The 22743-nt window shown below is 69.7% G+C and carries 23 protein-coding genes and 1 tRNA gene; 19 read left to right on the top strand and 5 right to left on the bottom strand.

What is annotated here, in order from left to right; all coding sequences use genetic code 11:
* Positions 1-41: 41 nt before the first annotated feature.
* Positions 42-1034 carry a tRNA lysidine(34) synthetase TilS gene (gene tilS / locus ACFVRO_RS01260; protein WP_386948388.1) on the top strand — a complete coding sequence of 331 codons (993 nt, stop codon included), beginning with the start codon at positions 42-44 and terminating at the stop codon, positions 1032-1034.
* A 125-nt stretch (positions 1035-1159) separates the two neighbouring features.
* Here the strand turns inward: tilS and ACFVRO_RS01255 are convergent, their stop codons facing one another.
* Positions 1160-1747, bottom strand: coding sequence for a DUF937 domain-containing protein (locus tag ACFVRO_RS01255; protein WP_105674881.1), 588 nt, complete (start codon positions 1745-1747; stop codon positions 1160-1162).
* 193 nt (positions 1748-1940) lie between these two features.
* On the opposite strand from ACFVRO_RS01255, the gene hpt reads away from it, so the two are divergent.
* The 10 genes from hpt to ACFVRO_RS01205 all read left to right on the top strand — a co-directional run bounded on the left by hpt (position 1941) and on the right by ACFVRO_RS01205 (position 10846).
* Positions 1941-2492, top strand: coding sequence for a hypoxanthine phosphoribosyltransferase (gene hpt / locus ACFVRO_RS01250; protein ID WP_105674879.1), 552 nt, complete (start codon positions 1941-1943; stop codon positions 2490-2492).
* 119 nt (positions 2493-2611) lie between these two features.
* Positions 2612-4612: an ATP-dependent zinc metalloprotease FtsH gene (ftsH, locus tag ACFVRO_RS01245; protein WP_105674877.1), complete on the top strand. Its 2001-nt coding sequence runs from the start codon at positions 2612-2614 to the stop codon at positions 4610-4612.
* A 2-nt stretch (positions 4613-4614) separates the two neighbouring features.
* On the top strand, positions 4615-5205 hold the full coding sequence (folE, locus tag ACFVRO_RS01240) for a GTP cyclohydrolase I (RefSeq protein WP_105674901.1): 591 nt from the start codon (positions 4615-4617) through the stop codon (positions 5203-5205).
* A complete protein-coding gene (gene folP, locus ACFVRO_RS01235) occupies positions 5202-5999 on the top strand; it encodes a dihydropteroate synthase (RefSeq protein WP_386948386.1) in 798 nt (265 codons plus the stop codon). Before folE ends, folP begins: the two co-directional genes overlap by 4 nt.
* Before the next feature lie 6 nt (positions 6000-6005).
* Positions 6006-6401: a dihydroneopterin aldolase gene (folB, locus tag ACFVRO_RS01230; RefSeq protein ID WP_386948383.1), complete on the top strand. Its 396-nt coding sequence runs from the start codon at positions 6006-6008 to the stop codon at positions 6399-6401.
* Complete coding sequence (gene folK, locus ACFVRO_RS01225) at positions 6398-6937, top strand: 2-amino-4-hydroxy-6-hydroxymethyldihydropteridine diphosphokinase (RefSeq protein ID WP_386948380.1); 540 nt, start codon at positions 6398-6400, stop codon at positions 6935-6937. The genes folB and folK overlap by 4 nt, the downstream gene beginning before the upstream one ends.
* A complete protein-coding gene (locus tag ACFVRO_RS01220; protein ID WP_386948377.1) occupies positions 6934-7431 on the top strand; it encodes a DUF3180 domain-containing protein in 498 nt (165 codons plus the stop codon). Before folK ends, ACFVRO_RS01220 begins: the two co-directional genes overlap by 4 nt.
* Positions 7367-7963 (top strand): PH domain-containing protein, encoded by a 597-nt coding sequence (locus ACFVRO_RS01215; protein WP_105674867.1) that lies wholly within the window; start codon positions 7367-7369, stop codon positions 7961-7963. Before ACFVRO_RS01220 ends, ACFVRO_RS01215 begins: the two co-directional genes overlap by 65 nt.
* Entirely contained in the window at positions 7960-10149 is a 2190-nt protein-coding gene (locus ACFVRO_RS01210; protein WP_386948375.1) for a PH domain-containing protein, read from the top strand. Before ACFVRO_RS01215 ends, ACFVRO_RS01210 begins: the two co-directional genes overlap by 4 nt.
* Positions 10142-10846 (top strand): DUF2520 domain-containing protein, encoded by a 705-nt coding sequence (locus ACFVRO_RS01205; protein ID WP_386948372.1) that lies wholly within the window; start codon positions 10142-10144, stop codon positions 10844-10846. The genes ACFVRO_RS01210 and ACFVRO_RS01205 overlap by 8 nt, the downstream gene beginning before the upstream one ends.
* A 147-nt stretch (positions 10847-10993) precedes the next feature.
* Here the strand turns inward: ACFVRO_RS01205 and ACFVRO_RS01200 are convergent, their stop codons facing one another.
* Positions 10994-12850: a DUF2207 domain-containing protein gene (locus tag ACFVRO_RS01200; protein WP_386948370.1), complete on the bottom strand. Its 1857-nt coding sequence runs from the start codon at positions 12848-12850 to the stop codon at positions 10994-10996.
* Positions 12851-12930: 80 nt separating this feature from the next.
* Here ACFVRO_RS01200 and lysS point away from each other — a divergent pair, with 80 nt between their 5' ends.
* A complete protein-coding gene (gene lysS, locus ACFVRO_RS01195) occupies positions 12931-14457 on the top strand; it encodes a lysine--tRNA ligase (protein ID WP_386948367.1) in 1527 nt (508 codons plus the stop codon).
* Here lysS and ACFVRO_RS01190 read toward each other — a convergent pair.
* Positions 14450-15565, bottom strand: coding sequence for a DUF4192 family protein (locus ACFVRO_RS01190; RefSeq protein ID WP_386948364.1), 1116 nt, complete (start codon positions 15563-15565; stop codon positions 14450-14452). The two genes, lysS and ACFVRO_RS01190, sit on opposite strands and share 8 nt — an antisense overlap.
* Before the next feature lie 112 nt (positions 15566-15677).
* On the opposite strand from ACFVRO_RS01190, the gene ACFVRO_RS01185 reads away from it, so the two are divergent.
* The 3 genes from ACFVRO_RS01185 (at position 15678) to ACFVRO_RS01175 (ending at position 18215) form a co-directional block, all read left to right on the top strand.
* Positions 15678-15851: a hypothetical protein gene (locus tag ACFVRO_RS01185; RefSeq protein WP_181155902.1), complete on the top strand. Its 174-nt coding sequence runs from the start codon at positions 15678-15680 to the stop codon at positions 15849-15851.
* A 98-nt stretch (positions 15852-15949) separates the two neighbouring features.
* Positions 15950-17410: a cardiolipin synthase gene (gene cls / locus ACFVRO_RS01180; protein ID WP_386948361.1), complete on the top strand. Its 1461-nt coding sequence runs from the start codon at positions 15950-15952 to the stop codon at positions 17408-17410.
* A gap of 67 nt (positions 17411-17477) precedes the next feature.
* Positions 17478-18215: a hypothetical protein gene (locus ACFVRO_RS01175; RefSeq protein WP_386948358.1), complete on the top strand. Its 738-nt coding sequence runs from the start codon at positions 17478-17480 to the stop codon at positions 18213-18215.
* Positions 18216-18269: 54 nt separating this feature from the next.
* Here the strand turns inward: ACFVRO_RS01175 and ACFVRO_RS01170 are convergent, their stop codons facing one another.
* Positions 18270-19268 carry a diacylglycerol kinase family protein gene (locus tag ACFVRO_RS01170; RefSeq protein WP_105674853.1) on the bottom strand — a complete coding sequence of 333 codons (999 nt, stop codon included), beginning with the start codon at positions 19266-19268 and terminating at the stop codon, positions 18270-18272.
* A gap of 62 nt (positions 19269-19330) precedes the next feature.
* Here ACFVRO_RS01170 and ACFVRO_RS01165 point away from each other — a divergent pair, with 62 nt between their 5' ends.
* Positions 19331-19846 carry an RNA polymerase sigma factor gene (locus ACFVRO_RS01165; RefSeq protein ID WP_386948356.1) on the top strand — a complete coding sequence of 172 codons (516 nt, stop codon included), beginning with the start codon at positions 19331-19333 and terminating at the stop codon, positions 19844-19846.
* 32 nt (positions 19847-19878) lie between these two features.
* On the opposite strand, the gene ACFVRO_RS01160 is transcribed toward ACFVRO_RS01165, so the two are convergent.
* Positions 19879-20259: a nuclear transport factor 2 family protein gene (locus ACFVRO_RS01160; protein ID WP_223587145.1), complete on the bottom strand. Its 381-nt coding sequence runs from the start codon at positions 20257-20259 to the stop codon at positions 19879-19881.
* A gap of 113 nt (positions 20260-20372) precedes the next feature.
* On the opposite strand from ACFVRO_RS01160, the gene serS reads away from it, so the two are divergent.
* From serS to ACFVRO_RS01145, 3 genes are all read left to right on the top strand, one after another.
* Positions 20373-21644 (top strand): serine--tRNA ligase, encoded by a 1272-nt coding sequence (serS, locus tag ACFVRO_RS01155; RefSeq protein WP_386948354.1) that lies wholly within the window; start codon positions 20373-20375, stop codon positions 21642-21644.
* The gene (locus ACFVRO_RS01150) at positions 21641-22462 is read left to right on the top strand and encodes an HAD family hydrolase (RefSeq protein ID WP_105674845.1); all 822 of its coding nucleotides are present in this window, start codon (positions 21641-21643) and stop codon (positions 22460-22462) included. Before serS ends, ACFVRO_RS01150 begins: the two co-directional genes overlap by 4 nt.
* A 42-nt stretch (positions 22463-22504) precedes the next feature.
* Positions 22505-22589: transfer RNA gene (locus tag ACFVRO_RS01145), tRNA-Ser, on the top strand.
* Positions 22590-22743 lie beyond the last annotated feature (154 nt).

Here is a 22743-nt window from a genome sequence, read left to right as displayed (position 1 = left end):
ACGGACGCGCGGATGCCGGGCGCGTGCCCTAGCGTGGAGGAGTGCCGTCGCTCCCACCCGCTGTCGCCGAGATCCGCCTCGCCGTGCGCACCGCGCTCGCAGAGCTGCCTGAAGGAGCGACGTTCATCGTCGCCCTCTCCGGCGGCGCCGACTCGCTCGCGCTCGCCGCGGCCGTCGGCTTCGAAGCGCCGAAGCTCGGTCTGCGCGCCGCATCCCTCACCGTCGACCACGGACTGCAGGAGGGGTCGGATGCCGTCGCCCTCCGCGCAGCGAAGACCGCAGCGGTGCTCGGTCTCGATCCGCTCGTCGTGAGGGTCGAAGTGGGCGAGGAGGGCGGCCCGGAGGCGGCGGCTCGTGATGCGCGTCATCGGGTGCTGCGGGATGCCGCGTCCGACGTCGCCGCTGCCGCTGTGCTCCTCGGCCACACCCTCGACGATCAGGCGGAGACCGTGCTGCTCGGCCTCGCGAGAGGGTCGGGAGCGACCAGCCTGCAGGGCATGGCCCCTGTGCGCGAGGACGACGACGGTCTGCGCTGGATCCGGCCGCTGCTCGGTGTGCGCCGTGAGACGACGCGCGCGTTCTGCGCGGCATCCGACATCGAGTTCTGGGACGATCCGCACAACTCCGAGAGCCGCTTCGCCCGGGTCCGCGTGCGGGAACGCGTGCTCCCGGTTCTCGAGTCCGAGCTCGGACCGGGCATCGCCGAGGCCCTCGCACGCACCGCGGAGCAGATGCGGGAGGACGCCGAGGCCTTCGACGAGATGATCCACGAGACGATCGAGGACATCGTCGAGCACGCAGAGGCCGGCATCTCGGTGAGCGTCGCGGCGCTCGCGGCCAACCCCGCCGCGCTGCGGAACCGCATCATCCGCCTCGTCGTCGACAGCGAGTTCGGCGCGAGCCTCACCCGCACGCAGACCGTCGAGGTCGCCCGTCTCGCGACGGACTGGTCAGGGCAGGGGCCCATCGACCTGCCCGGATGCTCCGCCACCCGTGTCGGCGGGCGCATCGTGTTCACGGCGTCCGGTCGCTGAGCGGACGCAGACGAAACGCCTCACCTGACGTTCGACGTCGGGTGAGGCGTTTCGTCTCTGTCGTTGCGTTCCGCCGCTCGGCGACCGGGGTCGCTCGGCGACCGGGGTCGCGAGGGAGGGGAGTCCTACTTCTTGCCGCCGAAGAGGCCGCCGAGCAGGTCGCCGATGCCGCCGCCGGACGAACCGCTGCCGCCGCCCAGCAGACCGCCGATGATGTCGCCGATGCCGCCGGTGCTCGCACCGTTGCCGCCACCGCCGAGGAGACCGCCGATGATGTCGCCCAGTCCGCCGGACTGCTGTGCGCCGGCATCCGACGTCTCCGCCTTGCCCTTGTTGGCGTTGGCGATCAGGCCCATGATGATCGGCGCGAGGATCGGCAGGAGCTTGCCGAAGTCGATGCCGGCGGTCTCCTTCGAGGTCGTGAGCTTCTCGGTGACCTCCTGCTGCTTGGCGCCGAGGATGTGCGACACGATCTTGCCGCCGTCCGCCTGGTCGATGTCGTCGACCTTGGTCGCGCCGGCGGAGCCCTCGTGACGCTTCAGCGCGTTCTCGATGGCGGAGGAGCCCTCCTCCGTGGAGGCGTTCTTCGCCAGTCCGCTCAGCAGCACGGCGCCGCCCTGCTCCACGGCGGCCTTGGCGACGTCGGGGGAGACCCCGAGCTTCTCCGCGATGTCGTCGATCGGGACCTGCGCGAGGATGTCGTCGAGGGCCATGGTGAATCCTTCCGTCTGTGGGCGTCCGCCCGTCTCAAGGCTCACAGTAGTGCGGAAGAACGGGGTGTGGGTATACGCGACCCGATACATCACGACCGGAATCCGCGGCCGATCCCGGTCGACGCGGGGCCGGGCGGCGAGGGATCGGATGCCACTGGACGCGGCACCCGATCCCTTCACCTAAAATCGATCCATGCGCGCCGCGGACATCCAGGACGACCTTGCCCAGATCCTCGTCACTGAGGAGCAGATCATCGCCAAGCTCGACGAGCTCGCCGCGAAGGTCGCCGTGGACTACGAGGGCAAGGATCTGCTCCTCGTCGGCGTGCTCAAGGGCGCGGTGATGGTCATGGCCGACTTCGCCAGGGCGCTGCCGTTCCACGCGCCGATGGACTGGATGGCGGTGTCGAGCTACGGAGCCAGCACGAAGTCGAGCGGCGTCGTGCAGATCCGCAAGGACCTCGACAGCGACCTGAACGGCAAGCACGTCCTGATCGTCGAGGACATCATCGACTCCGGACTGACCCTGAGCTGGCTGCTGGAGAACTTCGGATCGCGCGGAGCCGAGTCGATCGAGGTGCTCGCCCTGCTGCGCAAGCCGGAGGCGGCGAAGGTCGTCATCGACTGCAAGTACGTGGGCTTCGACATCCCCACCGACTTCGTCGTCGGATACGGCCTCGACTACGACGAGCGCTACCGCAACCTGCGCGACGTCGCGGTGCTCGCGCCCCACGTCTACAGCTGACCCGGCGTCGTGGCGCGATGGCGCCGACGGCCCCGCCGAGCCGTGCTCCGCGGAGGCCGGTACGCCGTGGGTGAACGCACAGCAGGCACCAAGCGCTCGCGCGATACGCTGATCCGATCATGGATGTGAAGAAGCTCACCCGGAATCCGCTGATCTACGTAGCCCTGATCGGTCTGCTGCTCTTCGGCGGCTTCCTGCTGATCTCGAACCTCGGCGCCCCGAAGCAGATCACCACGCAGGAGGGGCTCAAGCTGCTCGCCGGCGAGACCGTCACCGAGGTGGTCAACACCGACGGCGATCAGCGCGTCGACATGACGCTCTCGAAGCCGTTCGAGGGCTCGGAGTCGGTGCAGTTCTACTACGTCGACGCCCGCGCGGCAGACGTGGTCGCCGCGATCGACAAGGCCGACCCGAAGAAGGGCTTCGACGACGCCGTTCCGCGCGCCAGCTGGTTCGACGGCTTCCTCTCGCTCCTGATCCCGATGCTCCTGCTCGGCCTGCTGTTCTGGTGGCTGCTCTCCTCGATGCAGGGCGGCGGCGGCAAGGTCATGCAGTTCGGCAAGTCCAAGGCCAAACTCGTCAACAAGGAGACCCCGACGGTCACCTTCGCCGACGTCGCCGGCGCCGACGAGGCGATCGAGGAGCTCCACGAGATCAAGGAGTTCCTGCAGGACCCGGCCAAGTTCCAGGCCATCGGCGCCCGCATCCCGAAGGGCGTGCTGCTGTACGGCCCTCCAGGAACCGGAAAGACGCTGCTCGCCCGCGCCGTCGCCGGCGAGGCAGGCGCCCCCTTCTACTCGATCTCCGGTTCGGACTTCGTCGAGATGTTCGTCGGCGTCGGAGCATCCCGCGTCCGCGACCTGTTCAACGTGGCCAAGGAGAACTCCCCGGCCATCATCTTCATCGACGAGATCGACGCCGTCGGACGCCACCGCGGCGCCGGACTCGGCGGCGGAAACGACGAGCGCGAGCAGACGCTCAACCAGATGCTCGTCGAGATGGACGGCTTCGACCCGAACGCGAACGTCATCGTGATCGCGGCGACGAACCGCCCCGACATTCTCGACCCCGCGCTCCTGCGTCCCGGCCGTTTCGACCGCCAGATCGGCGTCGACGCCCCCGACCTCAAGGGCCGTCAGCGCATCCTCGAGGTGCACGCCAAGGGCAAGCCGCTCGCGCAGAGCGTCGATCTCGAGGTCGTCGCCCGCAAGACCCCCGGGTTCACCGGAGCCGACCTCGCCAACGTCCTGAACGAGGCGGCTCTGCTGACCGCCCGCTCGAACGCGCAGCTGGTCGACAACCGCGCCCTCGACGAGGCCATCGACCGCGTGATCGCCGGCCCGCAGCGGCGCACCCGCGTGATGAAGGACAAGGAGAAGCTCATCACCGCGTACCACGAGGGCGGCCACGCCCTCGCAGCCGCGGCCATGAACTACACCGACCCCGTCACCAAGATCACGATCCTGCCCCGCGGCAAGGCCCTCGGCTACACGATGGTGCTGCCGCTGGACGACAAGTACTCGGTCACCCGAAACGAACTGCAGGATCAGCTGACCTACGCCATGGGCGGTCGCGTCGCCGAGGAGATCGTGTTCCACGACCCGACCACCGGCGCCTCGAACGACATCGAGAAGGCGACCTCGATCGCCCGCAAGATGGTGCTCGAGTACGGCATGACGACCGAGCTCGGCCCGGTCAAGCTCGGCACCGAGGGCGGCGAGCCCTTCGCCGGCCGCGACATGGGTCGTGGCCGCGAGTACTCCGAGACGATCGCCCAGCGGGTCGACGCCGAGGTGCGCGCCCTCATCGAGCAGGCGCACAACGAGGCCTACCAGGTGATCAGCGCGAACCGCGACATCCTCGACAAGCTCGCCCTCGCGCTGCTCGAGGAGGAGACCCTCGATCACAACCGCATCGCGGAGATCTTCACCGAGGTGCAGAAGCTCCCCGAGCGTCCGCTGTGGCTGTCGAGCGACGATCGCCCCGTGTCGGAGCGTCCGCCGATCGAGGTGCCCAAGAAGGACGTCTCGCTCGCGGCATCCGTCGAGGCGCCGTCCGCTGCGCCTCGCACGCAGCCGGGATCGGCAGGTGCCGGTCACGCACGACCTGCGACGGCGTGACCGTGGCCGTCGACCGGGAACGCGTCGCACGCCTCACTCATGAGCTTCTCGAGGCGATCGGCGAGGATCCTGACCGACCGGGCCTCAAGCAGACCCCGTCGCGGATGGCGGAGCTGTACTCGGAGTTCTTCGCCGGCGTGGGAGAAGACCCCGCCGAGCCCCTCGCGCGCACGATCAGCGTGACGAGGGGACCGGCGCCCGACACCCTGCCCTCTGGCGCCGTGCTGCTGCGCGACATCCGATTCCGCTCCGTCTGCGAGCACCACCTGCTGCCGTTCGCAGGGCACGCGCACATCGCCTACCTCCCCGGAGAGCAGGTCGTCGGGCTCGGCGCCCTCGTGCGGGTGGTCGAGATCCTCGCCGCCCGCCCCCAGGTGCAGGAGCGGCTGGGCGAGCAGATCGCCGACACCATCGCCGAGCATCTCGACACCCGTGGCGTTCTCGTCGTCCTCGACGCCAGCCACGGCTGCGTCACGATGCGCGGCGGACGTCAGCCGGAGGCGACGACCCTCACGATCGCGGCCCGCGGGGAGTACACGGATGCCGTGGCCCGCACGGAGCTCATCGCCCTGATCGGCCGGGGCGCGGAATGACCGGCATCTGGGGGATCGTCAACGTCACTCCCGATTCGTTCAGCGACGGCGGACGCTACCTCGACGTCGAGCGGGCGGTCGCGCACGGTCTGCGTCTGCGCGCCGAGGGGGCGACCGTGCTCGACGTCGGCGGCGAATCGACGCGACCGGGCGCCGACCGCGTGATCCCGGAGGTCGAGCAGGCGCGCGTGATCCCTGTCATCGAGCAGCTCACCACCGCGGGTGCGCCGGTGAGCATCGACACGCTCAATGCGTCGACCGCCGCCGCGGCGGTGCGGGCGGGAGCGCGGATCGTCAACGACGTCTCCGGAGGGCTCGCCGACCCGGAGATGCGCGCGGCCGTCGCCGAGTCCGGCGCCGACTACGCGATCGGACACTGGCGCGGGTTCTCCGCGGACATGTACGCCAACGCCGAGTACCGCCGCGTCGCGCGCGAGGTGGCGGGAGAACTCAAGGAGCGCATGGGGGAGGCCGCGGCATCCGGCATCGCGCCGTCGCGCCTCATCATCGACCCCGGCGTCGGCTTCGCGAAGGCCGGCCAGCAGAACTGGGACGTGCTCCGCGGCCTCGACGAGATCATCGCACTCGGACCCCGCGTGCTCATCGGAACCTCGCGCAAGAGGTTCCTCGCCGAGACCCTCGACCAGGGCGAGCCGATCACGGAGACGCGGCGAGACCTCGCGACCGCCGTCACAAGCGCCCTCGCGGCCCGCGCGGGCGTCTGGGCGGTGCGCGTCCACGACGTGGCCGCGACGCGGGATGCGCTCGCGATCGCGCACGCCTGGGAAGGATAGACCCCCATGTTCCCCATCGACGAGATCGCCCTCACCGGGCTCACGGTGTTCGGCCGACACGGCGTCTACGAGCACGAGCGCCGGGACGGACAGGAGTTCACGATCGACGTGCGGCTGAACCTGCCGCTGGGGCAGGCCGCGGCATCCGACGACGTCGCCGACACCGTGCACTACGGGGAGCTCGCCGAGAAGATCGCCGCTGTCGTCGCCGGCGAGCCCGTGAACCTCATCGAGACCCTCGCCGCTCGCATCGCCGATGTCGCGCTCGAGGATCCGCGGGTCCTGTTCGCGACCGTCACCGTCCACAAGCCGCACGCTCCCATCCCGCTCACGTTCTCCGACGTCTCGGTGACCGTCCGCCGGGCCCGCCCCGAATCCGCCGTGGAGTTCTCCGCATCATGAGCCGCAACCTCACCATCCCGCCCGACATCACCGTCCCCCGCGAGGGGAGGGCGGATGCCGTCGCCGTCGTCGCCTTCGGCGCGAACCTGGGCGACCGCGAGGGCACCATCAGGAAGGCGGCGGAGCGGATCGCGCGACTGCCTCTGGTGAGCGACGTGCGCCTGTCCCCTCTGCACGAGACGGTCGCCCTGACCCTGGACGGCCCCGACCCCGACGCGCCGGGCTACGTCAACGCCGTGGCGCTGGTCACGACCCGTCTCGCACCGAGCATCCTGCTCGGCATGCTGCACGCGATCGAGGACGAGAACGGGCGCGAGCGCCAGGTGCGCTGGGGCGACCGCACGCTCGACCTCGACCTGATCGCCTACGGCGACGAGTCCTCCGATGAGCCGAACCTCCAGCTGCCGCATCCTCGCGCCGCTGAGCGGCTGTTCGTGCTCGACCCCTGGCTCGATCTCGACCCAGACGCCGTGCTCTCCGGTCACGGACGCATCGCCGACCTCGCCGCCACGCTGCGCAGGCAGGGGAGCGCATGAGGCGCACCTCCGCCGGCGTCCTCGTCGTGCTCGCGCTCGTCGGCGCGGGGGCGGGGTTCCTCGTCGACCAGGTGCTCACCGCGATGGGGAGGGTGACCTTCACCCCGTCTCTGCTGCTGCCCGTCCTCCTCCTGATCGTCGGCGCCGCGGCGCTCGCGCTGGCCTGGCCGGTGCGCCGGAGCGTGCGCACGGGCGTCCGCATCGATCCGTTCCGCGCGACGCGCGCCGTGACCCTGGCCCGTGCATCGAGCCTGCTCGGCGCGATCATGGCCGGATTCGGCGCCGGACTGCTGGTGTTCCTCCTGTCCCGTCCGATAGATCCACAGGTAGGGTCGACTGTGGCGATGATCGCCCTGATCGTGAGCGCGGTCGTGCTCGTGATCGCCTCGCTCATCGCCGAACAGTTCTGCACTCTTCCGAAGGATCCTGATGACTCAGAACCCCGAGAACCCTCCCCTGATCCCGGCTCCCCTGAGTTCGGCGGCAGTCACTGACGGCGGCGCCCTCGACCAGGGCACCTACACGGCGCTTCGCACGACACGCAGCGAGTCACGGCTGGAGCTCGACGGCGTGTGGCACCAGATCTCCCCGCGCTACGTCGTGTCGCAGATCGTGCAGAACCTGATCTTCATCGCCATCGTGGTGATCGCCGCTCTCGTGCTGGCGTTCGTCCTCGGACAGCTCTGGGCGCTCATCCCCGGAGCGGTGATCGTCGTCATCACGCTCATCACGCTCATCATCCTGCCGAGGCAGGCGCGGGCGATCGGCTACATGCTGCGCGACGACGACATCGTGTTCCGCAAGGGCATCCTGTGGCAGCGGATGATCGCGGTGCCCTACGGGCGCATGCAGCTCGTCGACATCACGCAGGGACCGCTCGACCGCGCCTTCGGGATCTCGCAGCTGAAGATGGTCACCGCGGCGGCGACCACCGGCGTGCAGATCCCCGGCCTCACGCAGGCGGCGGCGGAGGCACTCCGCGACACGCTCATCGAGGTGGCCGAGACTCGCCGGACCGGCCTGTGAGCGAGCAGTTCCCCGCCCAGGCGCAGACCAAGGGCCCCGCAGCGAACGACTCCCTCGCCGACGGCGAGTGGCATCGGATGCACCCGTTCACCCCGCTCTTCAAGGGCGGGCTGGCGCTGCTCATCATCGGCGGCTTCCTGATCGCGAACCTGCGCGACAGGCTCATCACCTGGGTGATCGACATCTTCGAGCCCGACGCCCACTACGACCAGTACAACGGCGGCGACCCCGTCGACTGGGTGTTGTCGAACAACCTGGCGATCATCGCGCTGCTGTCCGTCCTCGCCCTGGTGGTCGTGCTCATGGCGATCTTCTGGGTGATCTGGCGATTCCAGCAGTTCCGCATCACCGGCGACCACGTCGAGGTGCGCAAGGGCATCATCTTCCGCTCGCACCGCCGGGCGCCGCTCGACCGCGTGCAGGGCGTGAACCTGACCCGTCCGTTCCCCGCCCGCATCATCGGCCTCGCGAAGCTCGAGGTCGTCGGCGCCGGCACCGATGCGAACGTCGACCTCGAGTACCTTGCGACCACCCGTGCGGAGTCGGTGCGCAGCGACATCCTGCGTCTCGCCTCCGGTGCACGCGCGGCGAGGCAGGCTGCCGTGGACGCCGCGTCCGGAAGGCCTGTGGCGGATGCCGCGGCGGCGCCGTCGTCGGCTCGCGCCCAGTTCGTCGGATCGGTGAACCACGGCGTCACCGGACTCATCGCCGGTGTCGACCTCGCCGACGTCGCTCCCGAGAGCGTCGTGAAGATCCCGACCGGTCGTCTCGTCGGCTCGCAGCTCATCTCGAGCCTGCTGTGGGTGGCGTTCTTCGTCATCATCCTGCTCGTCGCGACCGGCGGCATCTTCATCGGCGGCCTCATCGACGGGCAGCCGATCACCTCGGTCATCGGGCTCGGCGTGGGATTGGGCATCGGCATCCCCATGGTGATCGCCGTGGTCGGCATCACCTGGGCGCAGATCTCCAAGTCGCTGCGCTATTCGATCGCCCCCACGCCCGACGGCGTGCGCATCACCTACGGCCTGCTCACCACGGTCACCGAGACGCTGCCGCCCGGCCGCATCTTCGCGGTCGAGGTGTCGCAGTCGCTGCTGTGGCGCCCGTTCGGCTGGTGGACGATCAAGATCAACCGCATGGGCGGCAAGAGTGCGGCGCAGCAGCAGTCGGGCAGCGCGCAGCAGTTCAACATCGTGCTCCCCGTGGGCAAGCGGGCCGACGTCGAGCGGGTGCTCGGGCTGATCCTCCCCGACGCCCCCGTCGCCGACATCCCGCTGGTCTGGGAGCACGGCATCCTCGGCCCGGTGGCCGGTGACCCGTACCGCACCATGCCCGCCCGCGCCTGGTGGCGTCGACCGGTGTCGTGGAAGCGGCACGGGTACGCGGTCACGGACTTCGGTCTGCTGCTGCGCAGAGGAACGGTCTGGCGCAAGCTCGCGATCTTCCCGTTGGCCCGACTGCAGGGCGTCTCGCTGTCGCAGGGGCCGATCGACCGCGCGCAGCGTGTCTCCGGCGCCCAGGTGCACTCCGTGCAGGGGCCGATCACCGGCCTGCTGTCGGGTCTCGAGAGGGCCGATGCGCTCGACCTCATCAACGGCGTGAGCCGGGCGGCCGTGCTCGCCGCCTCCCGCGATCACAGCCACCGCTGGGGAGAGCACGCTCCGGATGCTGTTGCCGCCCCGCCCGCGTACGCACCGGCGGGTTCCGGGATGCCGCCGACACCGCCGCCGTACATCCCCGGCGCTCCCGTGGCGTCTTCGACGACCCCGGCGCCGCCGGTTCCGCCCGGTACGGCTCCGGTTCCGCCGCCGTACGTGTACCCCGGCACCCCGTCGACCACGTCGGGCGCCCCGGTGCCTCCGCCCGCGACCGCAACGGCCCCGGTGCCGCCGACGTACGCGGCGCCGCCGGTTCCGCCGGTTCCGCCGGTTCCGCCGGTTGCTCCGCCGACGTACGCGGCGCCGCCTGCCGCTTCGCCGGCCGCTCCGGTTCCGCCGGCATACGTCGCTCCGTCGAACCCGCCGGTTGCTCCGCCGACGCACGCGGCACCTTCTGTCGCTTCGCCGGCCGCTCCGGTTCCGCCGACGCACGTCGCTCCGCCCGCGGCTCCGGTCGCGCCGGAGGACGTCGCTTCGCCGGCTCCGTCCGTCGCGCCGCCGGCCCCGCCCGCATCGACCGATGAGTGACCCCCTGCGCCGGGACGGACGCCTCGGCGTCGGGATCATCGGCGCCGGGCGAGTCGGACCGGTGATCGGCGCGGCGCTCGCCGGTGCCGGTCACGCGGTGACCGGGATGACGAATGGCTCCGATGACGAACGCGCGTCGGCGGTGCTCCCCGGCGTCCCGATGCTCGATGCGCTCGACGTGGTCCGCCGCAGCGAGCTCGTGGTGATCGCAGTGCCGCACGATCAGCTCCCCGCCCTCGTCGCGGGGATCGCCGAGCTCGGCGGCTGGCAGATCGGTCAGCTGGTCCTGCACACCGACCCGGCCTGCGGCATCGAGGTGCTGCGTCCCGCAGCCGAGCGCGGCGCGATCCCGCTCGCCGTGCATCCGGCCATCACGTTCACCGGGACGTCGATCGACCTCCGGCAGCTGCAGGCGGGGTATGCCGCCGTGACCGCGCCCGCTCCTGTCCTCCCGATCGCGCAGGCGCTCGCCGTCGAGATGGGGTGCGAGCCGGTCGTGGTCGGTGAGTCCGACCGTGAGGCGTACGCGGATGCGATCGTCGCCGTGACGGAGTTCTCGCGGTCGCTCATCGGCCAGTCGACCGGACGGCTCCGGGAGATCGGCATCGAGAACCCCGGGGGATACCTCTCGGCCCTGGTGCAGTCCACCGTGGAGCGGGCGCTGCGCGAGGCATCCGATCCGTCCCCGCTGATCTGAGTCCTCTGCGGTGAGCCCGGTACGCGCAGCGGGCTGACGGACACCGCGCTGACCGTCGGGGGATGACGCGCGGAGAACGTGCGTCACGCCGAGGAACGTGTGCCGTGCTGAGCGGCGGATGCCGCGCCGAAGGGCCGATGCCGCCGATCAGCGGCCTCCGGAGAAGCCTCCTCCGCCTCCTCCGCCCGAGAAGCCTCCGCCGAAGGAGCCTCCCGAACTCGAGGATCCGCTCGCGCTCGGTGCGGAGTACGAGGCGGCCGCCTGCGACGTCGCTGCGAACGCGGAGAGCTGCGAGTACACGAACGGCGCGGTGGGATCCCCGATCCAGGAGGCGCCGTGCCGCTCGTAGGCGTACACGGACTCGAGCACCTGGCCCCATTCGCGCTCCATGCCGAACAGCATCGCGTAGGGGAGGAGCCGCTCGTAGATGACGATCACGTTCGCGCTGCCGTCCTGCCGCCGCTCGGCGCCGGAGTAGGACTGCAGCATCCGGAGGCGGTCGGCTTCGGCGACGCGGATGAACTCGCGCACGCCCAACAGATACTCGTGCCTCTCGGCGCCTTCGGGGGTCAGCACCGTGTGCCGTGTGAACGAGTAGATGCTCGACACGAGCACGACGAAGAGGGCGAAGCACATCGCCACGAGGGCGGGCACGGCCGTGATCCGGCCGCTGACCACTCCCCAGAGCGCGAGCGCGAAGCCGACGGCGGCCACCCCGTTCGCACACCACTGCAGGACCACGGCGCCGCGGCTGCGCGCCTTGGTGGTGAGGCCCCGCGCGCTGGCGGCCTCCGTTCCCGATGTCGTCAGCGCCGTCATCCTCGCCGCGAACGTCTCGCTGCTCGTCGGCAGCGCCACCACCCCGGCATCATCCGCATCGGTGAACAGGGCGTCGAGGGCGTCGACGTCGAGCGGATCCGGGATTCGCGTGCCGGGCAGTCTCCGCAGCACCGGGTCGGGCGCGCCCTCCTCGATCCGCAGGGTGCCGCGCACGGCGAGATGCACGATCTCTGCCGGGATGGCGTCCTTGGCGCCGGGGACGATGGCCGCAGCGAGAAGCGGGGGCAGCGAGTCGGGGACGTCGTACTGGGCGACGACGATGCCGGTCGCACGGCGCCGCGATCGCGTGAAGGCTGACACGGCGAACCAACTGCCGACCGAGAGGCCCGCGGCTCCGAGTGCCGCGAAGCCCGGGAGGGTGTCGGTGGTGTGGTTCGGGGTCCTGGCCGAAGGCTGTGCGATGGCGCCCGGTTCGAAGCCGATCGCCACGGTGACGCCCTCGCCCGCTGCGAGTGCTCGGGTCTCGACCGTGAACCGCCTGCCGTCGCGGCCGAGCGTGCACTCATCGGTCGACCCCGAACGGCCGAGGTAGCAGCGTGAACTGCCCGTGAGCTGCGAGGTCAACGCCTCATCGAGGTCGATCTCCGCGTGGAACGACTCGATCGGCTGCGTGCTGTCGAGCGGCAGCAGGTCCCAGTAGAACTCGTCGGCGCGGCCGTCGGCGCGGTGCAGGATCACATCGCGCATCTCGTACTCGATGACGTAGGTGGTCAGGCCGTGCACGTAGGAGTCGTCTCCGGTGAGGACGAAGAGCACGCCGTCGTCCTCGTCGGTCTCGAAGGGTACGTCTGCGCCCGTGCCGTCGGTCACGGAGAGTATGCGGAGATCGAGCCCGGCGTTCTCGTAGGTCATCGGGATGCCGCGGACGATGCCCCGGTTCTGGTCGGTCTCGGGGAATCGTGCGGTGAGGGTCTCCGTCGCATGCAGCCGTGCGCGCCCCTCGTCGTCGATGCCGAGCTCCATCCGGGAGTCCCAGGAGGCGTAGGAGAAGTCGTCGACATCGTCTCTCGCAGCGGAGAGCGACTGCGGGATCGCCATGGCGGCTGCATCCGGGGCGCGCTCGGCGGAGGGGGAAGCCGAGGCCGATGCGGGCATCGACCAGAGCAGTCCTGCCAACGCCAGGGCGATCACAGCGGCGGCGTGGGCGAGGCGGGGTGCGGCCATGCTCCGAGGCTATCGACTGAAGCTGCGGGTGGGTGACCGCGCGCCGGTAAACTGGAGGGGACTTTCAAGGAGCCCCGCACATGACTGACGCGTCCGCCGCGCCCGAGCAGAACCCTGCGACCACCGACGAAGACATCCATGAGCAGAAGGCGGTGCGCCTCGCCAAGCGCGAGCGCCTGATCGCGAAGCGCGCGGATGCCGGCGGTGGAGCCTTCCCGGTCGGGGTCCCCGTGACGCACTCGATCCCCGCGCTGCGTGCCGAGTACGGCGAGCTGGAGGCCGGCGCCGAGACCGGCGTCGTCGTCGGCGTCGCCGGACGTGTCGTGTTCAGCCGCAACACCGGCAAGCTCTGCTTCGCGACGCTGCAGGCCGGCGACGGCACGCGCATCCAGGCGATGGTCTCCCTCGCGAACGTCGGCGAGGAGTCTCTCGCGGACTGGAAGGAGTACGTCGACCTGGGTGACCACGTGTTCGTGCACGGAGAGGTCATCTCCAGCCGCCGCGGCGAGCTGTCGATCATGGCGGACGACTGGTTGATCGCCTCGAAGGCGATCCTGCCGCTGCCGAACGCCTACTCCGAGCTCAGCGAGGAGGGTCGTGTCCGGAGCCGCTACCTCGACCTGATCGTCCGCGAGCAGGCCCGCACCACCGTGCGCGCCCGTGCGGCCGTGAACGCGAGCCTGCGTGCGACGTTCACGTCACACGACTACCTCGAGGTCGAGACCCCGATGCTGCAGGTGCAGCACGGCGGCGCCTCCGCCCGCCCGTTCATCACGCACTCGAACGCCTTCGACACCGAGCTCTACCTGCGCATCGCCCCTGAGCTCTACCTGAAGCGCGCCGTCGTCGGCGGCATCGAGCGGGTCTACGAGATCAACCGCAATTTCCGCAACGAGGGCGCCGACTCCACGCACAGCCCCGAGTTCGCGATGCTCGAGGCGTACCAGGCGTACGGCGACTACAACCAGATGGCCGCCCTCACCCAGGAACTCGTGCAGAACGCAGCCGTCGCGGTCGCCGGATCGACGACGGTGACGTGGGCCGACGGCACAGAGTACGACCTGGGCGGAGAGTGGGACCGCATCTCGATGTACGAGTCGCTCTCTGCGGCATCCGGTCGCACGGTCACTCCGCAGGACTCCGTCGAGGATCTGATCGCCTTCGCCGAGGCCAGCGGTGTCGACCTGCCTCCGCAGGCCACGCACGGCAAGCTCGTCGAGGAGCTGTGGGAGCACTTCGTGAAGGGCGACCTCGTGCGCCCGACGTTCGTGATGGACTTCCCCGTCGACACCTCGCCGCTCGTGCGTGAACACCGCGCGATCGACGGCGTCGTGGAGAAGTGGGATCTGTACATCCGCGGATTCGAACTCGCCACGGGATACTCCGAGCTGGTCGACCCGGTGATCCAGCGCGAGCGCTTCGTCGAGCAGGCGAAGCTCGCTGCGCGCGGTGACGTCGAGGCGATGCCGGTCGACGAGGAGTTCCTGCGCGCCCTGGAGCACGCCATGCCGCCGTCGGGTGGCATGGGCATGGGCATCGATCGCCTGCTCATGGCGATCACCGGTCTCGGCATCCGCGAGACGATCCTGTTCCCGCTGGTCAAGTAGAACGCCCCGCTCCGCGTCGGAACGCCCACTCAGGCAGGAGCCCGTCGGAGACGATCGCGCTCAGCAGTTCGGCGAGCCCGTGCTGCGGATCAATGCTGCGCACCAGATCGAGGTAGTGCGCCGCGTGAGTGGAGCGCCCGAGCGCCCACGATAGCCATGCCGCAGCCGTGAGGGGTCCGGGGCGCAGCTCTCGCGGTGCTCTGGCGGCTGCCAGTCGCACCACTGCGAGCGCGAGCCGCAGCCGGTCGGGGTCGGGTGTCGGCCCGCGGCCGAGGAAGATGCCGGCGAGGTCGTCGGGGACCATCCGGCCGGTGCCGGAGAAGGCCAGCTGCGCCGACAGCGTGCGCACGCCCCCTCGCCGATCGCTCGCCCACTGCGTGAGAGCGACGTCACGGAAGACCGGTCGAGCGAGACACCACAGCAGCGCGGCCGTGGCGAACGAGGGTTGAGACTCCGGGGCGTCCAGCAGGAGCTCGAAGAACTCCGGGAGATCCTCGAGCATGGCGATCGCCGCGATCGCCTGCGGATTCTCCCGCCCGGTCAGAGGCCCGTGCTCCTCCCTGTCGAGGATCTCGGCCACGTCGAGAAGAGCACGTCCCACGCGTTCCTTCTCGCCCAGGTCTGCGCGGGGGAGATCGACGCCCGCCAGCTGGTCGCCGGAGACGTCTCCCACCAGGGGCGCCGTCGGGGAAGGAGCTGTGGGCGCCAGCTCCGGATCGTCGTCGAGGTAGCTCGCCCACCCGCCCGCGCAGACGCACAGCGCGTCCACGATGCGCAGCCCGGCGTCGTCCGCGCATCCGATGAGCTCGTCGACCTGCACACCGAGCGGGAGCACGAGCCCGTCTCCGGTTCGCGCAGGGCCGTCGTCCGGGTAGACGACGACGGCCACCCCGTCGACACCATCCACCCTCGTGACCAGGCCGATGGCGGCGGCGGCGTACGTCGCCGGATCCGACTCGTCGTCGGGGAGGTCGAGGCGCATCGCGCCGTACGCTCTGGCTCCGATGAACGGGAGCAGGACGATGCTCCGCGTGGGCGTGAAGCCGGCGAGGACGGGGACGATACCGAGGAACTCGGCGGAATCGGATGCACGGAGGATCGTGGTCATCCCCAGAGTGTGCTCGGCCGCAGCATCCCGTGGCGTCGGGAGAGGCCGTTGTGGATGAGAAAGCTGAGGACCCTCGAATGTGAGCGAAGAGTGGCTCGCGTACCATGGGTGCATGGAGAACTTCTGGCTCACGGCTGCCTGGTCGATTCTGCCGACCATCGCCGTGTGCACCGTCTTCTACTTCGTGATCCGCGGCATCCTCCGGTTCGACCGCACAGAGCGGCGGGTGCACGCGAAGATCGAGGCCGAAGAGCGCGCCGCCCGCGGACTCCCGCCCCGCACCTGAGCAACGTCCGCAGCATCGGCTACTGTGAAGCGAGCACCCTCCGCGGTGCCCACTGAGGCGATGTCCGCCGCAGTGACGACTCGCCGAGAGGGCAGTGCATGAGCGCCGAGGCATGGGGATGGTGGGTCGCCGCCTTCCTGGTCGCGCTCGATCTGGCGATCCGCATCACCGCGATCATCGTCATCCCGCGCAACCGGCGCCCCACAGCGGCGATGGCCTGGCTGCTCGCGGTGTTCTTCATCCCCTTCATCGGCGTGTTCCTCTTCCTCCTCATCGGCAACCCGCGGCTGCCTCGTGCCCGCCGCCGCAAGCAGGACCAGATCAACGAGTACATCCACGAGACCAGCGAGCAGCTGCACTTCGGCACGCTCCGGCCGAACGCGCCCAGCTGGTTCCCGCCCCTCGTCGAGATGAACCAGGCTCTCGGGGCGCTGCCGATCTCCGGAGACAACGGCGCGCACCTGATCTCGGAGTACCAGGAGTCGCTCGACGCGATGGCCGACGAGATCCGTCTCGCCCGGGAGTACGTCCACGTCGAGTTCTACATCCTGCAGTCCGACGCGGCGACCGACAACTTCTTCCGCGCGCTCGAGGAGGTGGCGGCCCGCGGAGTGCAGGTGCGGGTGCTGCTCGATCACTGGGCGAACCGCTGGAAGCCGCGGTACCGGCACACCATCCGGAGATTCAACGAGATGGGCGCCGACTGGCACCTGATGCTGCCGGTGCAGCCACTCAAGGGCAAGATGCAGCGGCCCGATCTGCGCAACCACCGTAAGCTCCTCGTGGTCGACGGCCGTGTGGCGTTCCTCGGATCGCAGAACGTCACCGACTCGACGTACAACCTGCCCAAGAACATCAAGCGCGGCCTGCACTGGGTCGACCTGATGGTGCGCATCGACGGCCCGGTGGTGCTGAGCGTGAACGCCATCTTCCTGAGCGACTGGTACAGCGAGACCGACACGGTGCTGCAGGAGATCGACATCACGCACGCCGAGACGGGTTCGGGCGATCTCGACTGCCAGGTCGTGCCCTCGGGACCCGGTTTCGAGGTGGAGAACAACCTCCGGCTGTTCCTCGGCCTGCTCTACGCGGCCAAAGAGAAGATCATGATCGTCAGCCCGTACTTCGTGCCGGACGAGGCGCTGCTGCTCGCGGTCACGGCGGCGGTCGATCGAGGCGTCGACGTCGAGCTGTTCGTCTCCGAAGAGGGCGATCAGGCGATGGTCTATCACGCCCAGCGCAGCTACTACGAGGTGCTCCTCAAGGCCGGGGTGCGCATCTGGATGTACCGCAAGCCGTACATCCTGCACACCAAGAGCCTCACGATCGACGACCAGGTGGCCGTCATCGGGTCGAGCAACATGGACATGCGGTCCTTCGGTCTGAACCTCGAGGTCTCGATGCTCGTGCGCGGCGAGGAATTCGTCGCGGAGATGCGCGAGGTCGAGGCCCAGTACCGCGCGCTGAGCCGCGAGCTCACGCTGGAGGAGTGGATGCAGCAGCCCCTCCGCTCGACGGTGCTCGACAACCTCGCCAGACTCACGTCCGCCCTGCAGTAGCGGCGTCGAGAGTCCCCCCTGGAACTAGGGGGTACGGGGGAAATATCACGACGGGTAACCTGTCAGCATGACGTCCCCCACTCGTGTCATCACCGCCCTGTCCGTCCTCGCCGCCGCACTGCTCGTCGCAGGGTGCACCTCGACGCCCGGGGCGAGCACGCCGACGAGCTCCTCGGCGCCGTCTGCCGGATCGACCGCACCGGGCGACGATCTCGATGACATCGAAGGCGCGCTGCTCGACGAGGGGCGCATGTTCGCCATCGTGACCAGGGGATCCTCGACCTGTGTCCCGCAGGTCGATCAGGTCTCCGCTCAGGGGCAGACCGTCACGGTCACCCTCGTGGACGTCCAGTCCGACGGGGCCACGGAGAAGGCCTGCACGGCCGACCTCGCCCCCCGGGCCAGCATCGGCGCGTTCCCGGAGGGCGTCGACCCGACCAAGGACATCACTCTGAACGTGACGTACGGCGCGGTGACCGACGACGTCGACCTCGACGGCGACGCGGCGCTGACCGGCATCCCCGGTTCCTCGACCGACTACACCCCTTCTGCGGGATGGATCGATGACGGCGCACTCGTCCTGCTCACGTGGGGCTCGTCGAGCTGCCCGCCGGTCGTCGACTCCCTCGAAGGGTCCGGTGCAGCCGGCACCGTCACGTTCGTCACGGACGACACCCAGGTCTGCACCATGGACATGGCGCCGCGCGCGACGATCCTCGACTTCGGCGACGACGCCGTGGACGACGACGCGTTCACGCTCACCCTGTCGGGCGGCGGGCTCGACGGAACCGTGTCGGTGCGCTGACCGACGGTCGGCGCGAACCGGCATCCCTATCGTGGCGCTGCGTGAGCGCGCCCGTCAGAGCGCGTGGATCGGGTGTCCGGCAGGGAGCGCCAGAAGAAGCGCACCGGGATCGACGCGGCAGGTGATCCGCGCCGCCTCGCCGAACTCGTCGCCGTCCAGCTCGATCGGGATGGGTGTCGCGGCGGCGGCCTCGGCGGCGATCCCGCTGAAGTAGTGCACGGACGCGTCCTTGCCCCGCCGCTCGAGCACTCGTCGGCCCGCGCGGAACCGGCGGAGCACGGAGTTGTCCCACCAGATCTTGCGCCAGACCCCGAGCCATCCGAACGCGCCGCTGGGCTGGATGACCGCGATGTCGAGCGTGCCGTCGGTGATCGAGGCATCGGGGATCAGCGCGATGCCGGCGGGGAGTGTGCCGCAGTTGGCGAACAGGATGCTCTGCACCTTGGTCGTGTGCAGCCGTCCGTCATCCACCTGGAACACGGCTCGGAACGGCTCCGCCGTCGCGAGCGAGCGCGCGGCTCCGTCGACGTAGGCGATCCACCCGACGGACTTCTTCAGGTCTGCACGGGTGTTCGCGATCATGTCGGCGTCGAGCCCGATCCCCGCGAGCACGACGAACGCATGCTCGGTCTCCTCGCCGTCGGCTCTCGTGACCCTCGCCCAGCCGATGTCGATGGGGTGCCGATTCTCCCCGAGGGCGGCGCGCACCATCTCCGCCGGGTCGGCGAGCGGCAGACCCAGATTCCTGGCGAGGAGGTTCCCCGTGCCGCTCGGGAGGATCGCGAGCGGCACGCCCGTGTTCGCGATCGCCTCGGCGACCGCGCGCACCGTGCCGTCGCCGCCTGCGACGAGGACGACGTCGACGCCGCGCGCCAGCGCCTGGGCCGTCGCCCCCTGGCCGGCATCCTCGACGGTCGTGGGGTAGAAGGCCGGATGCTCCCACCCGAGGTCCCTGGAGAGATCGCGGACGGTCGCGCGGAGGCGCTTCTCGTCGACCTTGATGGGGTTGTAGACGAGTGCGGCCTGGCGGCGTGCGGAAGAGCGCTTCGTCATGGCGCTACTCTAATCCCGACGATCGGCCGCCCTCGCCGCGACCGGAGAGGCGGAGGACCTGGATGGACGATGCGCGTCGCACGCTGCTGACCAGCATGATCGAGGGAGAGCCCGAGCGCCTGCGGCGGCGGAGCATCTCCCTTGGCGTCCCCATCGACGATGCCGACGACGTCGCCCAGCTCACCCTCCTCCGTGCCTGGAGGGGAATCGAGCACCTGGAGCGACCGGAGCCCGGGCAGATGTGCTCGTGGCTGGACACCATCGCCCGCAACGCCGCGATCGACCTCGCGCGGCTGCGGGCCCGGCGGCCGGATACGCCTCTCGACGAGGACACCCCGGATGACGCCGACGTGGCGGGGACGGTCGAGATCCGGACCTTCCTCGACGGCGCGCTCGCCGCGCTGCATGCGCTTCCGGAGACGCTCAGGGAGCCGCTCCTGCTGACAGCGGTCGACGGCCTCACCACGGCCCAGGTCGCGGAGCGTCTCGGCATCGCGCCGGCGACAGCCCGCCAGCGCATCTCCCGCGCGCGCAAGGCTCTGACCGCGTGCCGGAGATCGGGCATGGAAGCAGACTGAGGGGCCGGTGACGCCGGCCCCTCAGCATCCGTTCAGACGGTGCCGAAGGGGTTGTCGACGACGTAGCGCCAGCCGTGCTCCTCGTCGTACACGGCGACGTCAGCCGTCGTGCCGGCGAGAGCGATCTCGGATCCGTCGGGGCCGGTGCCGGTGATGGTCCAGTCGGCGACGGCGAGACCCACGCCACCGGCCTCGAAGGCGCGGCGGACGGTCATGGTGATCGGCAGGTTCAGCCCCAGGAACTGCTCGAGGGCTCCGCGCACGGCGGCGTCGCCGGTGACCGGCTGGCCCGGCGCGGGCACGAAGACGACGCCGGGAGCGTTGAGGGCCATGAGGCCGTCGAGGTCACGGGCGTTGAAGCGCTCGGCGAAGGCGAGGTTGAGCTGATCGAGGGCGGTGACGGAAGTGGTCACGGGGTGTCCTTTCGTGCGAGACCGGCCGGGTGCAGGTCTCTACGGGGGAAGACGACGAACGGGCGGAGTTGTGACAGGCGAGGCGCCCGGAATCGCACCCGTAGAATTGGTGGATGATCGACCTCGCTCTTCTTCGTGACAATCCCGAGATCGTCCGCCGCTCACAGGCTGCCCGTGGAAACGACCAGTCGACCGTGGATGCGGCTCTCGAGGCCGATCGATCGCGCCGTGCGGCGCTCTCCGCGTTCGAGGATCTGCGCGCGGAGCAGAACGCGTTCGGCAAGCAGGTGGCGAAGGCGCCCAAGGAGGAGAAGGCCGCTCTCGTGGCGCAGGTGAAGGACCTGTCCGACCGCGTCAAGCAGGCGCAGGTCGTCGCCAACGAGGCGGCTGACGCGGCATCCGCCGCGCTCGCGCGCATCGAGAACGTCGTGATCGACGGCGTGCCCGCCGGCGGCGAGGCCGACTTCGTCGAGCTGCGCCGAGTCGGCGAGGTGCCCGCCTTCGACTTCGAACCCCGCGACCACCTCGAGATCGGCGAGATCCTCGGGGCCATCGACATGGAGCGCGGCGTCAAGGTCTCCGGTTCGCGCTTCTACTTCCTGCGCGGCGTCGGAGCGCGTCTGGAGATCGCGCTGATGAACCTCGCACTCGACAAGGCGCTGCAGAACGACTTCGTGCCGCTGATCACTCCGACGCTCGTGCGTCCGGAGATCATGCAGGGCACCGGATTCCTCGGCGCTCACGCCGATGAGGTGTACCACCTCGACAAGGAGGACGACCTGTATCTGGTGGGCACCAGCGAGGTCGCTCTCGCCGGCTACCACAAGGACGAGATCGTCGATCTGTCGAAGGGGGCCCTCCGCTACGCGGGATGGTCGACCTGCTACCGCCGTGAGGCCGGTTCATATGGGAAGGACACCCGCGGCATCATCCGCGTGCACCAGTTCAACAAGCTGGAGATGTTCGTCTACACGACCCCCGAGGATGCCGAGGCCGAGCACCTTCGCCTCGTGGCGCTCCAGGAGGAGATGCTGACCTCGCTCGGCCTCGCCTACCGCGTGATCGACGTGGCGGCGGGCGACCTCGGGTCGAGCGCGGCCCGCAAATACGACATCGAGGCATGGGTGCCCACGCAGGGTGCCTTCCGCGAGCTCACCTCGACGTCGAACTGCACGACCTTCCAGGCGCGGCGTCTCGACGTCCGCCACCGTCCGGAGGACGGTGGCAAGACGACTCCGGTGGCCACGCTGAACGGCACCCTCGCCACGACGCGCTGGATCGTCGCGATCCTCGAGACGCACCAGCAGGCCGACGGATCGGTGCGGGTGCCCGAAGTGCTCAGGCCCTACCTGGGCGGACTCGAAGTGCTGGAGCCCGTGGCGTGACCGCTCCCTGGCTCATCGGCCTCGACGTCGATGGAACCATCCTTCTGCAGGACGAGACGATGAGCCCCGGCGTGCCCGAGGCCGTCGCCCGTCTGCGCGACGCCGGCCATGAGGTCACGATCGCCACGGGTCGCAGCTGGATGGCGACCCGGCGCTACGTCGAGGAACTGGGGCTGACCCCGGAGTTCGTGGTGTGCTCGAACGGCGCGGTCACCATGCGCATGGTCGACGGCGAATGGATCAGATGGAACGTGGAGACCTTTGATCCGTCGCCCGTCCTCGCGCTGCTCCAGGATCGCCTCCCCGAGGCGCGCTACATGGTGGAGCTCGGTTCAGGACAGCGCCTGTACACGCAGCAGCTGGACGACTGGACGCTCGACGGCGGACGTCAGGTCACGTTCGAGGAGCTCGCGGACGAGCCGGTGTCGCGCATCGTCGTCGTCTCGCCGGGGCATGACGAAGAGGACTTCCACCGGCTGGTGGCGGACGCCGGCCTCAACGAGGTGTCCTACGCGATCGGCTGGACCGCCTGGCTCGACATCGCTCCGAACGGCGTCGACAAGGGCACGGCGCTCGAGCGGGTGCGCGGCGAGCTCGGCTTCGACGGCGAGCGGGTCCTGGTCGCGGGTGACGGCCGGAACGACATCGGCATGTTCACCTGGTCGCAGTCGGTCGGCGGGCGTGCGGTGGCGATGGGGCAGGCGCCCGCAGAGGTGAAGGATGCGGCGGGCGAGGTGACCCTGGACGTGATCGACGGAGGCCTGGCGCGCGCCCTGAACACGCTTCCAGCCCCCGCCCAGGTCAACGCCGGAGAATAGAACTCGGCTAGACTCACGGCTTGTCGGCAGATTCGTCTGTCGGGAGGGTTGTCCGAGCGGCCGATGGAGCTGGTCTTGAAAACCAGTGGGCAGAAATGTCTCAAGGGTTCGAATCCCTTACCCTCCGCTGGTGGCTGTGAGGTCGCCCGAAGGGTGGCCGCTCAGCCACCGATCGGCTGAGTGGGATTCGTGAGGAGGACCGCCGCAGGCGGACCACCGGTTCCCTTACTCTCCGCTTCATGAGGGATGCGCCGCCGGGGAGGGCGAGCATCACCCAGAAC

It is taken from the genome of Microbacterium sp. NPDC057944, from assembly GCF_042887445.1.
Classification (GTDB): domain Bacteria; phylum Actinomycetota; class Actinomycetes; order Actinomycetales; family Microbacteriaceae; genus Microbacterium; species Microbacterium natoriense.
The sequence above is the reverse complement of the archived record's forward strand: the minus strand, read 5'-3'. Positions and strand labels throughout refer to the sequence as shown.

Bases quoted from the DNA above. Each gene is read 5' to 3' on its own strand.
- ACFVRO_RS01255 (WP_105674881.1), bottom strand. From the start codon at position 1,747: ATGGCCCTCGACGACATCCTCGCGCAGGTCCCGATCGACGACATCGCG.
- hpt (WP_105674879.1), top strand. From the start codon at position 1,941: ATGCGCGCCGCGGACATCCAGGACGACCTTGCCCAGATCCTCGTCACT.
- ftsH (WP_105674877.1), top strand. From the start codon at position 2,612: ATGGATGTGAAGAAGCTCACCCGGAATCCGCTGATCTACGTAGCCCTG.
- folP (WP_386948386.1), top strand. From the start codon at position 5,202: ATGACCGGCATCTGGGGGATCGTCAACGTCACTCCCGATTCGTTCAGC.
- folB (WP_386948383.1), top strand. From the start codon at position 6,006: ATGTTCCCCATCGACGAGATCGCCCTCACCGGGCTCACGGTGTTCGGC.
- folK (WP_386948380.1), top strand. From the start codon at position 6,398: ATGAGCCGCAACCTCACCATCCCGCCCGACATCACCGTCCCCCGCGAG.
- ACFVRO_RS01220 (WP_386948377.1), top strand. From the start codon at position 6,934: ATGAGGCGCACCTCCGCCGGCGTCCTCGTCGTGCTCGCGCTCGTCGGC.
- ACFVRO_RS01215 (WP_105674867.1), top strand. From the start codon at position 7,367: ATGACTCAGAACCCCGAGAACCCTCCCCTGATCCCGGCTCCCCTGAGT.
- ACFVRO_RS01205 (WP_386948372.1), top strand. From the start codon at position 10,142: ATGAGTGACCCCCTGCGCCGGGACGGACGCCTCGGCGTCGGGATCATC.
- ACFVRO_RS01200 (WP_386948370.1), bottom strand. From the start codon at position 12,850: ATGGCCGCACCCCGCCTCGCCCACGCCGCCGCTGTGATCGCCCTGGCG.
- lysS (WP_386948367.1), top strand. From the start codon at position 12,931: ATGACTGACGCGTCCGCCGCGCCCGAGCAGAACCCTGCGACCACCGAC.
- ACFVRO_RS01190 (WP_386948364.1), bottom strand. From the start codon at position 15,565: ATGACCACGATCCTCCGTGCATCCGATTCCGCCGAGTTCCTCGGTATC.
- ACFVRO_RS01185 (WP_181155902.1), top strand. From the start codon at position 15,678: ATGGAGAACTTCTGGCTCACGGCTGCCTGGTCGATTCTGCCGACCATC.
- cls (WP_386948361.1), top strand. From the start codon at position 15,950: ATGAGCGCCGAGGCATGGGGATGGTGGGTCGCCGCCTTCCTGGTCGCG.
- ACFVRO_RS01175 (WP_386948358.1), top strand. From the start codon at position 17,478: ATGACGTCCCCCACTCGTGTCATCACCGCCCTGTCCGTCCTCGCCGCC.
- ACFVRO_RS01170 (WP_105674853.1), bottom strand. From the start codon at position 19,268: ATGACGAAGCGCTCTTCCGCACGCCGCCAGGCCGCACTCGTCTACAAC.
- ACFVRO_RS01165 (WP_386948356.1), top strand. From the start codon at position 19,331: ATGGACGATGCGCGTCGCACGCTGCTGACCAGCATGATCGAGGGAGAG.
- serS (WP_386948354.1), top strand. From the start codon at position 20,373: ATGATCGACCTCGCTCTTCTTCGTGACAATCCCGAGATCGTCCGCCGC.